Annotated in this window: 11 protein-coding genes; 3 read left to right on the plus strand and 8 right to left on the minus strand. The window is 58.4% G+C overall.

Features of this window, described 5'->3' with window-relative positions:
* Together HMPREF2942_RS05135 and HMPREF2942_RS05140 are read left to right on the plus strand one after the other, a co-directional pair.
* A partial coding sequence (locus HMPREF2942_RS05135) for an alpha-amylase family glycosyl hydrolase (RefSeq protein WP_070688566.1) occupies positions 1 to 1342 on the plus strand: 1342 nt, incomplete at its 5' end.
* Between the two features lie 126 nt (positions 1343 to 1468).
* A complete protein-coding gene (locus HMPREF2942_RS05140) occupies positions 1469 to 3274 on the plus strand; it encodes a glycoside hydrolase family 13 protein (protein WP_070688567.1) in 1806 nt (601 codons plus the stop codon).
* A gap of 140 nt (positions 3275 to 3414) precedes the next feature.
* On the opposite strand, the gene HMPREF2942_RS05145 is transcribed toward HMPREF2942_RS05140, so the two are convergent.
* The gene (locus tag HMPREF2942_RS05145) at positions 3415 to 4389 is read right to left on the minus strand and encodes an AEC family transporter (RefSeq protein ID WP_070688568.1); all 975 of its coding nucleotides are present in this window, start codon (positions 4387 to 4389) and stop codon (positions 3415 to 3417) included.
* Positions 4390 to 4748: 359 nt separating this feature from the next.
* On the opposite strand from HMPREF2942_RS05145, the gene HMPREF2942_RS05150 reads away from it, so the two are divergent.
* Entirely contained in the window at positions 4749 to 5177 is a 429-nt protein-coding gene (locus HMPREF2942_RS05150; RefSeq protein WP_141755596.1) for a hypothetical protein, read from the plus strand.
* Positions 5178 to 5402: 225 nt separating this feature from the next.
* Here HMPREF2942_RS05150 and guaA read toward each other — a convergent pair whose 3' ends face one another.
* The 7 genes from guaA to groL all read right to left on the minus strand — a co-directional run bounded on the left by guaA (position 5403) and on the right by groL (position 15464).
* A complete protein-coding gene (guaA, locus tag HMPREF2942_RS05155; RefSeq protein WP_070688570.1) occupies positions 5403 to 6995 on the minus strand; it encodes a glutamine-hydrolyzing GMP synthase in 1593 nt (530 codons plus the stop codon).
* Positions 6996 to 7217: 222 nt separating this feature from the next.
* Positions 7218 to 7889: an ABC transporter ATP-binding protein gene (locus HMPREF2942_RS05160; protein WP_083309206.1), complete on the minus strand. Its 672-nt coding sequence runs from the start codon at positions 7887 to 7889 to the stop codon at positions 7218 to 7220.
* Positions 7889 to 9937 carry a hypothetical protein gene (locus tag HMPREF2942_RS05165; protein WP_141752177.1) on the minus strand — a complete coding sequence of 683 codons (2049 nt, stop codon included), beginning with the start codon at positions 9935 to 9937 and terminating at the stop codon, positions 7889 to 7891. Before HMPREF2942_RS05165 ends, HMPREF2942_RS05160 begins: the two co-directional genes overlap by 1 nt.
* A gap of 236 nt (positions 9938 to 10173) precedes the next feature.
* Entirely contained in the window at positions 10174 to 10491 is a 318-nt protein-coding gene (locus tag HMPREF2942_RS05170; RefSeq protein WP_083309207.1) for a lactococcin 972 family bacteriocin, read from the minus strand.
* Between the two features lie 284 nt (positions 10492 to 10775).
* Positions 10776 to 11906, minus strand: coding sequence for a GuaB3 family IMP dehydrogenase-related protein (locus HMPREF2942_RS05175; RefSeq protein ID WP_005505070.1), 1131 nt, complete (start codon positions 11904 to 11906; stop codon positions 10776 to 10778).
* Positions 11907 to 12051: 145 nt separating this feature from the next.
* Positions 12052 to 13569, minus strand: coding sequence for an IMP dehydrogenase (gene guaB / locus HMPREF2942_RS05180; RefSeq protein WP_049341812.1), 1518 nt, complete (start codon positions 13567 to 13569; stop codon positions 12052 to 12054).
* Between the two features lie 308 nt (positions 13570 to 13877).
* The gene (groL, locus tag HMPREF2942_RS05185) at positions 13878 to 15464 is read right to left on the minus strand and encodes a chaperonin GroEL (RefSeq protein ID WP_049341811.1); all 1587 of its coding nucleotides are present in this window, start codon (positions 15462 to 15464) and stop codon (positions 13878 to 13880) included.
* Positions 15465 to 15523: the final 59 nt, after the last annotated feature.

Genomic DNA, 15523 nt, shown 5'->3' on the forward strand with positions numbered 1-15523 from the left:
GTGGGACGAGGCGACCGGCCAGTTCTACCTGCACTACTTCTCCGTCAAGCAGCCCGACCTGAACTGGGAGAACCCGAAGGTCCGCGAAGAGGTCTACGACATCATGCGCTTCTGGTTGGACAAGGGCGTGGACGGCTTCCGCATGGACGTCATCAACCTGATCTCTAAGGATCTCTCCTTCCCCGAGGACCCGGCAGTCCTCGCTGGCGGCCTCGACAACTCCCTTGCCGTCGCAGCTAACGGCCCGCGCGTGCACGAGTTCCTGCAGGAAATGAACCGCGAGGTGCTCAGCAAGTACCCGGTCATGACCGTGGGCGAAACCCCCTGCGTGACCGTGGACGACGCCGCACTCTACACCGGCTTCGACCGCAACGAGCTGCAGATGGTGTTCCAGTTCGAGCACATGGATGTGGACGCCTCCGAGGGCGGCGTGACGGGCAAGTGGTCCGACCGCCGCTTCAACCTGGTTGACCTGAAGAAGGTCCTCACCCACTGGCAGGAGGGTCTGCACGGCCGCGGTTGGAACTCTCTGTACTGGAACAACCACGACCAGCCCCGCACCGTCTCCCGCTTCGGTAACGACTCCCCCGAGTACCGCACCGTCAGCGCCAAGATGCTGGGCACCGTACTGCACCTGATGCAGGGCACCCCCTACATCTACCAGGGTGAAGAGCTGGGCATGACCAACGTCTTCTTCGACGACGTCAAGGACTACAACGACCTGGAAATTCACGACTCCTGGCGCAAGTATGTTGAAGAGTCGGGCCGCGTCTCCGCCGAGGACATGCTGCGCTACATCAGCGCCTCCGGCCGCGACAACGCACGCACCCCCATGCAGTGGACCGCCGGCGAGAACGCAGGCTTCACCACCGGCACCCCGTGGCTGAAGCTGAACCCGCGCTACACCGAAATCAACGCAGAAGCAGAGCTCGCAGACCCGGATTCCGTGTTCTACCACTACCGCGACCTGATTAGCCTGCGCCGCGAGCACCCGATCGTCCTGACCGGTGAGTACCGCCTCCTGGATGAAGAGGACGAGCAGGTCTACGCCTACCTGCGCGTGAACTCCGATGAGGACGCCGCTGCAACCGGCGAGCGCGCCCTGCTGGTCGTAGCTAACTTCACCGATGACACCGTTCAGCTGAACTACGCGGGCGGCAACCTGGATTCGGTGGTTCTGACCAACTCGCAGGCTCTCTCCCCGAACGAGCTGAAGGCTATCGAGAACGCCCCGAAGCTGATTAGCTCGAACTACCGCGATGAGAACCGCGAGTTCACCGACGAGGGCACCCTGTTGCGCCCCTACGAGGCGAAGGTTTACCTCTTCGGCAACGCCGAGTAGGCACGCCCCAAAAATGTAATGCGCGAGGGGGATCCGGAACAGACATTCCGGTCCCCCTTCGCCCTATACTTCAATCACAGACACCTTTTCCCTCTTCGGCGTAACCGCCGGTACAGAAAGGCAATTATGAGCAACTCCGAGGCATACGAGGTTCCCTCCTACGAGGGCCGCCAGTGGTGGAAGGAAGCCGTGGTGTACCAGGTGTACCCCCGTTCCTTCAACGACGCGAACGGCGACGGTATCGGTGACCTGAAGGGTATCACCGAGAAGCTGCCCTACCTGGCTAAGCTGGGTATCAACGTCATCTGGCTCTCCCCTGTGTTCGACTCGCCGAACGTGGATAACGGCTACGACATTTCCGATTACTTCGCCATCATGAGTGACTTCGGCACCATGGAAGACTTCGACGAGATGCTTGAGACCGCCCACAAGCACGGCATCAAGATCCTCATGGACCTGGTCGCAAACCACACCTCCGACCAGCACCCCTGGTTCAAGGCGTCCCGCTCCTCCAAGGACAACCCCTACCGCGACTACTACATCTGGAAGGACCCGAAGGGCTTCGACGAGGACGGCAACCCGATTCCTCCGAACAACTGGGCGTCCGAGTTCGGTGGCCCGGCGTGGGAGTGGGACGAGGCGACCGGCCAGTTCTACCTGCACATCTTCTTCAAGGAACAGCCCGACCTGAACTGGGAGAACGAGAAGGTTCGCGAGGACCTGTACTCCATGGTTCGCTGGTGGCTGGACAAGGGCGTTGACGGCTTCCGCCTGGACGCTATCAACATCATCTCCAAGCCCGAGGGCTTCCCGGATGACCCCTCCACCGACTTTGAGAAGCACACCTCCTCGATTCCGTTCGTTATCTCCAACGGCACCATGGTGCACCCGTGGATGAAGGAGCTCACCCGCGAGACCTTCAGCCGCTACGATGTAATGACCGTGGGCGAAACTAGTGCAACCAGCCCCGAGGACGCTAAGCTGTGGGCTGGATACCACACCGGTGAGCTGAACATGATCTTCCACTTCGATCACATGGGCGTGGATAACGACCCGAACGGCTCCCTGGGCGGTAAGTGGTCCTACGCGCCGTACAAGCTGACCGAGCTCAAGCGCATCCTGAACGACTGGCAGACCACCCTGGAGGGTAATGCCTGGGGTTCGCTGTACTGGAACAACCACGACCAGCCGCGTGTAGTTTCCCGTTTCGGTAACGATTCGGATGAGTTCCGCACCCTGTCCGCTAAGCAGCTGGCGACCACTCTGCACTTCATGCAGGGCACCCCGTACATTTACCAGGGTGAAGAGATCGGCATGACCAATGTGAAGTTTGATTCGATTGAGGATTACCGCGACGGTGACTCGATCCGCTTCTACGAGGACATGCACGTGGACCACAAGCGTCTGAGCCACGAAGAGGCAATGCAGGCTATCTACATCAAGGGTCGCGACAACGCTCGTACTCCGGTTCAATGGGATGCTTCCGCTAACGGTGGTTTCAGCCCCGAGGGCGTGACCCCGTGGATTGCTGTGAACCCGAACTACCCGGCGATTAACGCTGAGGCTGTTCTGGCGGATGAGGATTCGATCTTCTACCACTACCAGCAGCTGGTGGCTCTGCGCCGCGGCGAGCTGAAGGACCTGATGGTTTACGCGTCCTTCGCTCCGGTGGATTCGGTGCAGGTTCCGCACAACGAGGATGAGGCCGTGTACGCGTACACCCGTACCGGTGGCGCGGACGGTTCCCCCGCGAATGAGTCTCTGCTGGTGATTTCGAACTTCACCGACCAGGAGCAGGAGCGTGACTTCGCTGTGCTTGCTGAGGCTCGTGAGGCTGGCGCTCGTGTTGAGCTGGTGAGCTCGAACTACAAGGACGATGCGGGTTCGACCCTGCGCCCCTACGAGGCGAAGGTGTACCACATCGTACGCTAAGCGCTGTAGCTCGTTGAGTGCTACCGCGTGCCGATAAGGTGAATAGACAGTAGAAGGAGGGTGAGGCCTATGCCCCGCCCTCCTTTTGCTGTCTTTCTTGTTGTCTTCTTGGTTGTCCCAGCGTGCTTTCTTGGCTCTAATTATCTGGCGAACACGAGCTGCAGGATTGGCACGGCGAGCGCAATCATTCCCACGCTGACGACCGCCCCGGCGGCAATGACGGGGGCTGCGGTGCCTTCGTGCCGGTAGTGTGTTTCGAGGATTACGATGTTGGCGGCTGGCGGCAGGACCGCAAGGATGAAGAGCACCTGCGGATGCGCCAGCAGCTGGTCGAAGTGCACGCCCGCCGTATCGTGTGCCCAGCGGGCGAACGCGAGCACGCCGACGCTGTAGACGCTCACGAGTACAGCGCGGAGGAGAGCCCATCCGGTAGCTCGGGTCAAATCGGTGCGGTGCAGTTTGGCGGCACCGAGCCACATGCCCAGAACGATCATTCCGATAAAGCTGAAAACCCAGGTCAGTACCCGGTAGAAGCCCGCCCCGTGCTGGCTCAGGAAGGGGCCGGCGGGTAGGCAGAGCAGACCCACTGCCACGGCGATAACGGGCGGGCTGGTACGCAGACCCCGCAGCACCGTGCGGAGGGTTCCGCCACGGCTCCTAGTGGCTCGTGTATCCGGTGCATTGCCCTCCCCTGCCTCGGCATCTGTCTTGAATCCACTGCGTAGCAGCGAGGTTCCCAGGATATTGCCCATGATGGAGTTTCCGATGTACGCGCCGATGTACACACGCACGGCTTCTTCACCCCAGAATCCCGCAACCACGGGGATGCCGAAGAGTCCCGCGTTCAGGTAGACGAAGGCGAGCTTCTGCACAGGGTCGCCGGTGATGCGCCCGGCACTGAGCACGCCGAGGAGCATCAGCACCATGGTGGAGGCGGCGACAAAGAACAGTTCGGGGCGGCTGGTGGCGACGGTGTAGATGATGACGGCGGGGATAATCCAGCGGGTCAGCAGGGTTGAGGCGCCTTCTTTGAGGCGGGTGCTCCAGCGTTCGGGTAGCAGTAGCGCGAGCCCCAGACCTAGACTTAGGTAGATGAGTGGGAGGATGATTCCCATGCTCGGTCCTTTCGCTGTTGCTCTGCTGTTTTTGCCGCGATGGGGTGTGCCTAATAACCCTACCCTGAACCTTCAGGTTGAGGTTTATTATTTTTTCTCTGTGGTTTTCGGATTTTTCGCGTCATATTGCATCATATTCCGCTAAACCCTCGTTTTTTATGCGGTTCGCTTCTAATCTTGAAATATAGAAAGAATATGCCCTCACCGTATTCTTTCAATCTATCGCCGACACTCATTTTCTCGCATCATTAGACGCGCTGTTGTTTCTTCTCATGCGAGGTTTATACGCTCAGGAGCCCGCAATGCAGCAACCGTATCTTTCTTCTCCTCCCGAATCTGGAGGTGTCCCCCACCGTTCTGTGAAGGCCCCCGCGAAGGCGCAGGGGCAGCACGCCGGTGTGCATATTCCGTGGCGCTCTTCTGCGGCTCCCTCAGCCTCGAATGTTTCGACCGTGGTAGCTGAACCTGTCGCCGTTGATAATGCGCCTGTAGCGCCTGTGAGCGGTCCTGAGCGTACGTTTAGGGTCCCGCACCCGGTGCTGAGTGCTATCTCATGGCTGATTGCGGCCGCGAGCGCTGCATGGCTTGTGATTCTGGGCGTCTCGTTGGCGTTGAATGTCGCTTCGGGCGTGAGTCACGATTCCGAGTTTATGATGCTGACCTACGGCGTGTATATGGCGTGCGCGTTTGGGTTCTGCTGTTTTGGCACGTTTTTTGCTCTGCATTTTGGGTTGGGGTCGAGCGCTCATTGGCGTGATTCGATTCGTCACCCGAACCACCCGCACTAATAGGTTTATTTCTTGGTGTAGTTTTTTAGGGTATTTATTTGGAGTGCGTTTTTATTTAGACTCGCAGTTTAAATAAATAGACGATTTTTTATAAATTCAAAAATATCCGCCCAGAAATTTTCTACATGTTCTTACGCAAGAAGCCGCCCGGCGCATCACAGCAGGATGCACCGGGCGGCTCCTTCACAGGCTCCCAGCTACAAAGCTAGGTAGCCCACAGCGGGATTACTCCCACTCAATGGTTCCCGGGGGCTTGGAGGTAACATCCAGCACCACTCGGTTAACGTCCTTGACCTCGTTCGTAATACGGTTCGAGATCTTAGCCAGCAGGTCGTACGGCAGGCGCGACCAGTCAGCGGTCATTGCGTCTTCCGAAGAGACCGGGCGCAGAACAATCGGGTGGCCGTAAGTACGGCCGTCACCCTGAACACCCACGGAACGAACGCCAGCCAGCAGAACCACGGGGCACTGCCAGATGTGCTCGTCCTGACCTGCTGCGGTCAGCTCTTCACGCACGATAGCATCAGCGGCACGCAGGGTCTCCAGGTTCTCGCGGGTAACCTCGCCGACAATGCGGATGCCCAGGCCGGGGCCGGGGAACGGCTGACGTGCCACGATTTTCTCGGGAACGCCGAGCTCACGACCGATAGCGCGAACCTCGTCCTTGAACAGGGTGCGCAGCGGCTCCACCAGTTCGAAGGTCAGGTCGTCGGGGAGGCCGCCCACGTTGTGGTGGCTCTTAATGTTTGCGGTGCCGTCGCCGCCGCCGGACTCGACAACGTCCGGGTACAGGGTGCCCTGGACCAGGAACTTGATGTCTGCGCCCTCTTCGCCTGCTTCGGCAATCAGCTTGCGCTGTGCCTCTTCGAAGGAGCGGATGAACTCGCGGCCGATAGCCTTACGCTTCGCCTCGGGCTCGGTGATACCCTCGAGTGCGGAGAGGAAACGCTCCGACTCGTCAATGGTGATGACCTTAATGCCCATGGATGCTGCGTAGTCCTGCTCAACCTGTTCACGCTCGCCTTCACGGAGCAGACCGTGGTCGATGAAGAAGCAGGTGAGCTGGTCGCCAACAGCCTTGTGCACAAGTGCTGCTGCCACGGATGAGTCAACGCCGCCGGAGAGCGCGCAGATAACGCGGTCGTTACCGACCTGCTCGCGGATCTTTGCGACCTGCTCTTCGATGATGTTGTTGGTAGACCAGGTAGGCTTCAGGCCTGCCACATTGTAGAGGAAGTTCTCCAGAGCGACCTGGCCATAGTCGGAGTGCTTCACCTCGGGGTGCCACTGCACGCCGCCGAGCTTGCGGGACTCGTCCACGAATGCTGCCACGGATGCGCCGGGGGTCTTTGCCAGCACCTCGAAGCCTTCGGGGGCTTCGGTCACGGAGTCGCCGTGAGACATCCACACGTTCTGGGTGGTGGGGGTGCCGGTGAGGAAGGAGGAGTTCTCAGCGCAGACCACAGCGTCGGTTGCGCCGTATTCGCGCAGACCGGTCTGGGCGACGGTGCCGCCGAGGGTCTGAGCCATCACCTGGAAGCCGTAGCAGATACCGAAGATCGGCACGCCAGCTTCGAACAGGGCTTTGTCGCCCTTGGGTGCGCCATCGGCGTAGACCGAGGAGGGGCCACCGGAGAGCACAATAGCTGCCGGGTTCTTGGCGAGCATCTTCTCGGTGCTCATGGAGTGGGGGACGATTTCGGAGTAGATGCCGGCTTCACGCACGCGACGAGCAATGAGCTGCGCGTACTGTGCACCGTAATCTACCACCAGGACGGGACGCTCTTCGAGCTGGTCCAGGTTCACAGAGTTGGTCACGAAAATTACCTCAACGTGTTGGTACTAATCCGCGCACTTGCGCGGGGATATATCTATTTTACGCTATCGCGTTGTGGGGTTGAATGCCCGCGGCGCGGGAACTATTCCGCACTTTGCCGGTCATTCCACCGCATCAAGACAGCGATATAAGAAAGCACCGCCCGGCAACGGAGTTAACGTCTCCATAGCCAGGCGGTACATTATAAAAACAATTCTCTTCGTTTATCCCTTGAACTGAGACATATCAATACGCCGGTCGCAGAAGTCAGCCACCGCATCGCTGTGCGTAGCAATAATGGCACAGGCCCCAGCGTTCACCATCTCCCGCAGAATATCAAGTACCTGCGCCTCATTCTCGGCATCCAGGGCACCAGTCGGCTCATCCGCCAGAATCAGGGACGGTTGCTTCAACATAAGCCCAGCAAGCGCCACGCGCTGTTGCTCACCACCCGAGAGTTGGTAGATAAGAGACTTCTCTCGCCCAGACAAACCGACCCGCTTGAGGACGGACTCTAGCTCTTTACGGCTCGGGCGCTGCGAACGCGGCATAACCGCGAGCGGTCCGAGGACATTCTTTTCAACGCTCTCCCCTTCTACCAGGGCATAGTTCTGGAAGAGATATCCTAGACTATCACGGCGGAAATGACGGCGGGTTCGCGAGGATGAGCCGCTCAACATTGTTCCTTGGAAGGTATATTCTCCTTCGGTAAAGTCGGTCAGGGTCCCTAGACAGTTAAGGAGAGTGGTTTTTCCACTTCCGGAGGCACCAGTTAGGGCTAGCATCTGTCCTGGGGCTACGACAATGTGGACATCAGCAAAAATAGGATGCCCTGCAATACGCACAGACCCTCCGCTTACGGTCAGCAGATTTTCTGTTTTTAAGATGGACGCCATCAGTACATTTCCTTTCGCGCATGATTGGCAACTGCAACTCGGTAGCCTCTGCCAAAGGCCAATAAACTCATACCAATCGACACAATAACGGTGGACGTGAAGAGTACCGTTGCCAGCACTGCAATAACAGATGCAGTCTCAGCCCCAGCATTGAGATACTGCTCGTGGGCCAAGCTCGTTAGTTGGAGAACCCCATAGCTAATGACAAGAGTCGTTAAAACCGCCTCCCCAATGAGAACCCCACGGAAAGTCTGGGTCGGATGCATACCGTAGGTAAAGGAACGAGCAATACGCTGCTGATGTTCTGCGCAGTACACGCGTGCGTACTCCAGAAGGGTCACAAGACACAAAACGGAAAGGATAATGAGCGCATACAAGCTAATGCGTTGTTCGCTCTGCATCCTGCTTGTGAGACTAAAATATTTTTCACTCACCGGCAGAATTTCACCTACATAGCTTCGAGCCGCACTACCCTCAAGAGATTCGAGAGCTTTTTGCCGATCCTTAATGAATGCCCCGTTCTGGCTGAAGGCAGCAACGAGCATCTCCATTCTGTCGGTCAGCACAGTTTTCGGGACATACACAATAATGGGGTTCTGTACAAAGTAGTTAGCTTTGGTACCGTCACCATATGTGTAGGAGCTCGTTACAGTCTCATATGCTCTCAATTCCGAAAGCTCAGCTCGTGGAGCTTCTAAATTGTTCGAGGGAGAAGAGCTATCAGCCGAGTCAAAGGCACTAGAGGCAAGGCGCCTTATATCATCGGTGTGCTTTTCCAATTCCTGGGGATAGTAGACGCTAAGACCGCTACGACTTTCCAGGTCTTCAAGAGGAGGTAAGCCTGCTGGCAGGGATTCAGGATTACTATCCAGGTATTCACGATTCACGTACAGAAAGGTGCGACCCAAGCTCTGATCAGGTTTCAGAGAGTCTGATTCATTCTTTCCGGCTCTATAAGCTTCAATCGATTCATCGGATGTATAGACAGGGTTCTCCGCACTAGCGAGGATGACATTATCAGATTCTACTTGTTCTTTACTCCAGCCCTGAAGGTTCTGGATGTCACTAGCCTTATACCGGAAACCATTAAAGGACACACTATATCCGCTACTCTGAAGCACCGCGGGGCGGGCTTGATTGAGTGCATGGACTTGCTGAGTCGTGTAAGCCAAAGTGATTAGAGTAGCAACAACAAGGATGAGCGCCAAAGAGCGGCACGCCCAGCTAGCCGCATAGGTAATACGCGTGGGTACCTTTCCTTTAAGGGCTTGTCCAATAGGTATAGCTACAGTAAATACACAAGCCACATAATGCAGCAGAAGCATAAGGCCCAACATCCAGCACAACAGAATAAGCTGAACTTTCAGTGTCAAGGCCGCAAAAGCCCACGAATTGTACAGAGCGAGGAATGCATAGAAAAGGGCGTAGAGGCCCAGAATTCCGCCAAGAATAGCAGGCCCTGATTCTAGCAGCTGTGCACTGTAGACACGGTTTAGGGATGCACCATGCAGACGCAGGCGCGCGCTTTTTTTCGTCTGCCGGAATACGGCACCAATCAGAGCCGTACTAAGGGCTAGGCATGTTGCGATAAAGGCATACCCGCCTGGGGTTCCCATGTAGTACCCTGTAATGCTTCGGAGATTGAGAACATCGTATTCCGTTACATGCGCACCATTTTCACGCAGGGTAGTGAGCAACTGGGCACGTTGCTGGTCACTACCGCCATAAAGGTTGTAGAGACCTCGAGCTTCTACAACCTTGCCCGGATTAAGCCTTTTGACCTCAACGCGGTCTTCAGGAGCATAGGAAGGGTATCCCGTTTGCTCCCACCTACGTACAGTATTTTCGGCACCACAGAATTCGAGTACGATACCGTGCCGAGTATCTGACACGTCAAGGGTGCGACGAGCTATAGCGATGCTGTTCTTCTCCGCTTCCTGACACATATTCTCCAGAAATTTGCGAGTATCTACGCCTTCACTGATAGAAGGAATCTGGAGGTTACGGGTATGCCCAAGAGACATCTCCGAGTTGATACTCAGAAGCATGAAGAAGGGGAACACGATGGAGGCGAGGGTCGCCCATAGATAAACTGAGGTGAGGACCGATACATACCGGCCAAATCGGAATCGGCACTTAAGCATGGGGATTCGTTTCTGTCATATGGGCGGGCCGCCTGATAGATTCGCTCAGACGGCCCGCCAAATATTTTGCATATTAGCTTCCTGCATCATCTGCAGGACCATATTGCTAGTACGCTATAAAATATTCAACGTGCTTATTTCTAATAATGGTTGTTATAGTAAGCTTCGTTAGTGTGGTTCCAGGAACGAGCAGACGAAGCCCTAGCCGTGGTAAAGGGCTTCTTACATCCGGAGTAAACCCAGTCCCTTCCCCAAACGGTTGCGCTATGCCATTCTTCTTTGTGGTAATAACGAGACCACACGCCCCAGATAGACGAACCATAGTCCCAAGTACCACCACGCACATCAACAACAGTCGCCGCAGCCGGGACAGTTGCGACAGGAGCGGCGGTCAGCGCCGTCGCGCTCAATGCGATAGCGGCAAGAACCTTCTTAACAGGGGTAGCGATGATACCCATTTCTAATCTCCTTCAATAGGTATATCCATATGGTATTGAACTTACACTTTTGCATAAGTTCTTCCTGAGAATATAGACCTTAGCCATCGCTCTCACTAGATACACTACAGTGAAAATATAACCCCCGACACTATAAAATGAGAAGGTTTCACAACGTGGCATAAATTTCATTATTCCAAAGATAGTGACTCGCGCCCTATCCAAAAGAACACCTCAAAGCAATACCGCCCGGTAGCCGGAGGGATAAACCCATCAGCCACCGGGCGGTGATTCATGAAGCTACATTAGCCGCGGTACGCGGGGACCACGGTCAGGTCAGCCTTCTGGAACTTCTTCAGATCCAGGTAACCGCAGTTAGCCATTGCGCGCTTGAGCGCACCGACAATGTTGCTGGTGCCGTTCACGTGGTGCGAAGGACCGTACAGGACTTCCTCCAGGGAGCCGACAACACCCAGCGGGGTGCGCACGCCGCGCGGGAAGTCCAGCGAGTGCGCCTCGTTGCCCCAGTACCAGCCCTGGCCGGGAGCCTCGGATGCGCGAGCCAGCGGAGCACCCAGCATGACAGCGTCAGCGCCCAGTGCGAGAGCCTTCACCATGTCGCCGGAGCGGCCCAGGGAGCCGTCAGCAATCACGTGCACGTAGCGGCCGCCGGACTCATCCAGGTAGTCCGAACGTGCCGCAGCCACGTCGGCGATAGCGGTTGCCATGGGTGCGGAGATGCCCAGGCCCTGGCGGGTGGTCTGTGCGGAACCGCCGCCGAAGCCCACCAGCACGCCGGCTGCGCCGGTACGCATCAGGTGCTTAGCCTGCGAGTAGCCAGCAACGCCACCAACGATGACCGGAACGTCCAGCTCGTAGATGAACTTCTTCAGGTTCAGCGGCTCGTGCGAGGTGGAAATATGCTCAGCAGAGACGGACGCGCCACGGATGACGAACAGCTCAACGCCCGCCTTCACCACGGTCTCGTAGTGCTCCTGGGTGTTCTGCGGGCTCAGGGAGCCTGCAACGACCACGCCGGAGTCACGAATCTCTTCCAGGCGTGCAGTGATCAGTTCCGGCTTAATCGGCTCGGAGTAAATCTGCTGCATGCGGGTGGTTGCGGAGGCAGGGTCCGCCTCGGGCAGCTCGACAATCTCGTCAAGCAGCGGCTGCGGGTCCTCGTAGCGGGTCCACAGGCCCTCGAGGTTCAGCACGCCCAGGCCACCCAGCTTACCCAGTGCAATGGCAGTCGCCGGGGACATGACCGAGTCCATGGGCGCACCAATGATGGGGGTGTCGAACTTGAAAGCGTCAATCTGCCAGGAGGTGTCGACGTCGCGGCGGTCGCGGGTACGACGGGTAGGCACCAGCGCCACATCGTCCAGGGAGTAGGTGGGGCGGGCGTTCTTAGAGAGGCCAATCTGAATTTCAGACATGGGGTGAATCCTTTCGAATTCGGTTTGAGGGGTGCCGCTGGGCGTTATTCGCGCCGATGCCCGCCCGATACCTGAACGGGTATGGGGCGGGCTCAACGGCGCATGGTGTGCACACCATGCGGCGAATCATCGTTGGTGAGGCGTTTTAGCGGCGGTAGTTCGGTGCCTCAACGGTCATCATGATGTCGTGCGGGTGCGATTCCTTCAGACCTGCGGGGGTGATGCGCACGAACTGACCCTTGTACTTAAGCTCCTCGATGGTGCGGGAACCGACGTAGAACATGGTCTGGCGCAGGCCACCTTCGAGCTGGTGAATCACTGCGGAGAGCGGGCCGCGGAAGGGAACCTGACCCTCAATACCCTCGGGGATCAGCTTCTCTTCGCTGGAGACGTCAGCCTGGAAGTAGCGGTCCTTGGAGAAGGACTTGTGACGGCCACGAGTCTGCATCGCGCCGAGCGAACCCATGCCGCGGTATGCCTTGTACTGCTTACCGTTCATGAAGATCAGCTCACCGGGGGACTCGGTGGTGCCGGCAAGCAGGGAGCCGAGCATCACGGAGTCAGCGCCGGCAACCAGTGCCTTGCCAATCTCGCCGGAGTGCTGCATACCGCCGTCAGCAATCAGCGGCACACCTGCCGGGATAGCTGCCTTAGCGGACTCGTTGATAGCGGTCACCTGGGGAACACCAACACCGGCGATGATGCGGGTGGTGCAGATGGAGCCGGGGCCAACGCCAACCTTCACGCCGTCAGCGCCAGCGTCGATGATAGCCTGTGCGCCCAGGCGGGTTGCAGCCTGGCCACCGATGACGTCCACGTGTGCTGCGGCGGGGTCCTTCTTCAGGCGGGCAATCATGTCGAGCACGCCCTGGGAGTGACCGTTTGCGGTGTCCACGAACAGTGCGTCGACGCCAGCCTCGACCAGGGTCATTGCGCGCTCGTAGCCGTCACCGAAGAAGCCGATAGCGGCGCCGGCACGCAGGCGGCCGTCCTCGTCCTTGGTGGCGTTGGGGTACTGCTCAGTCTTGACGAAGTCCTTGAGGGTAATCAGACCGGCGAGCTTGCCTGCGTCGTCGACCAGGGGCAGACGCTCAATCTTGTTGTGGGACAGCAGCGCGAATGCTTCGTCCTTGGTGACGCTGGGGTGTGCGGTGACCAGCGGCATGGGGGTCATGATGTCGCGAACGCGAATGCCGTCGTAGTCGGAGCGGGAGATGTAGCGGATATCGCGGTTGGTGATGATGCCTTCCAACACGCCCTCTTCGCTGACGACGGGCAGACCGGAGACCTTGTAGTAGCCGCAGACCTCATCGTACTCGGCGATGGTTGCGTCAGCGCCGATGGTGACGGGGTTAATGATCATGCCGGACTCGGAGCGCTTCACGCGGTCAACGTGTGCAGCCTGATCCTCGATGGAGAGGTTGCGGTGGATAACGCCCATACCGCCCAGACGTGCCATAGCGATTGCCATAGCGGAGTCGGTCACGGTGTCCATTGCCGCGGAAATAATGGGGGTGTTCAGGGTGATGCGCTTGGACAGGCGGGTGGAGGTGTCCGCATCGGAGGGGATGACGTCGGTGTTGCCGGGCAGCAGCAGCACGTCATCGTAGGTCAGGCCGGTGAAGCCGAAGGGATCCTCGGACAGAGCGGTGGGAATGGTCATTGTCTACCTTTCGGATGCTGGCTTCATCGGTGAGAAGCTCAGCCTATACGTTGCGTATGTCAAGATGCGGTACGACCCGTCTGCTCGCACCCCACAAGGTGGTTTGAGCGCAAACGGGAGCAGCTTACCTTCTATAGTAAACCGCTAGAGGTTTCTTTGCTGAGAAGCACTCAGAGTAAGCATTCCTCAGCGGGAGGCTGTCGGCAGGTTCTAACGCCCCCGCGAACGCGAGCGCATCCGAGCCTACCGACAGCGAGTGCCCGGTACCGCCTCCATGGTGGAGGGGCGGCACCGGGCACACACACTATTTAGGCTTCTTCAGTTTCTTCGGGCTTCTCAACCACCAGGGTCTCGGTGGTCAGCACCAGAGCCGCGATGGAGGATGCGTTCTGCAGAGCCGAACGGGTCACCTTCACCGGGTCAATCACGCCGGCTTCGATGAGGTCCACGTACTCGCCGGTCTTGGCGTTGAAGCCGTGGCCCACGGGCAGCTCGGAGACCTTGGAGACGATGACGTAGCCGTCTTCGCCCGCGTTCTCAGCGATCCAGCGCAGCGGCTGAACCAGGGCACGGCGAACAATCTGTACACCCACGTTTGCGTCGTGGTTGCCCAGGTCCATGCCGTCCAGTGCCTTCAGCGCGTGAACCAGTGCGGAACCGCCACCGGAGACGATGCCCTCTTCCAGGGCTGCACGGGTGGAGGACACAGCATCCTCGATGCGGTGCTTGCGTTCCTTCGCCTCAACCTCGGTTGCGGCACCGACCTTGATGACGCCCACGCCACCGGCGAGCTTAGCCAGGCGCTCCTTGAGCTTCTCGCGGTCCCATTCGGAATCCACACGCTCAATTTCACGGCGCAGCTGCTGCACGCGGTCCTCGATTGCCTCGGGGTCGCCGCCACCGTCCACGATGGTGGTGTGGGACTTGGTGACGGTCACGCGGCGTGCCGAGCCCAGGTGCTCCAGGGTGACCTGCGGCAGGTCAATGCCGAGCTCACCGGTCACGACGGTGCCGCCGGTCAGAATTGCCAAATCCTGCATGATTGCCTTGCGGCGGTCACCGAAACCGGGAGCCTTCAGAGCGACCACATTGATGGTGCCGCGCAGCTTGTTCACGACCAGTGCGGAGAGCGCCTCACCGTCAACGTCTTCTGCGATGATGGTCAGCGGCTTCTTCGCCTGAACGATCTTCTCGAGCACGGGCATGATTTCTGCGATGGTGGAAATCTTGCCCTGGTAGAGCAGCACGAGGCTGTTCTCCAGCACTGCTTCGCCGCGCTCAGCGTCGGTGACGAAGGAGGGCGAGAGGTAGCCTTTGTCGAACTGCATACCTTCGGTGATGTCCAGTTCGATTTCGGTGGAGGAGCCGTCTTCGATGGTGATGACGCCGTCCTGGCCGACCTTCTCGAAGGCGCGAGCCAGCAGCTCACCGATCTGCTCGGACTGGGCGGAGATAGCGGCAACGTGCGCCACCTCGGGGCCCTGCACGGGGCGTGCGTTCTCGAGCAGGCGTGCGGAAACAGCCTCCACAGCAGCCTCAATGCCGCGCTTGACGTCGGCGGGTGCCGCGCCGCTGGTAACATTGCGCAGGCCCTCGTTGACCAGTGCCTGTGCGAGCACGGTTGCGGTGGTGGTGCCGTCACCGGCTACGTCGTTGGTCTTGGTGGCGACTTCCTTCGCCAGCTGGGCGCCCAGATTTTCGTACGGGTCGTCCAGTTCAATTTCGCGAGCAATGGACACGCCGTCGTTGGTGATGACGGGTGCACCCCACTGCTTGTCGAGCACAACGTTGCGCCCGCGCGGGCCGAGGGTTACCTTGACCGCGTTTGCCAGCTTATCGACGCCAGCCTGCAGGGACTTGCGGGCGGCATCGTTGAATTCAAGCTGCTTAGCCATGTGTTCGCTACTCCTAGTGCGTCACAGAAAGGAAATTTTTAAGGGGCAGATGATAGCTC

It is taken from the genome of Rothia sp. HMSC071C12 (assembly GCF_001813895.1).
Taxonomy (GTDB): Bacteria; Actinomycetota; Actinomycetes; order Actinomycetales; family Micrococcaceae; genus Rothia; species Rothia mucilaginosa.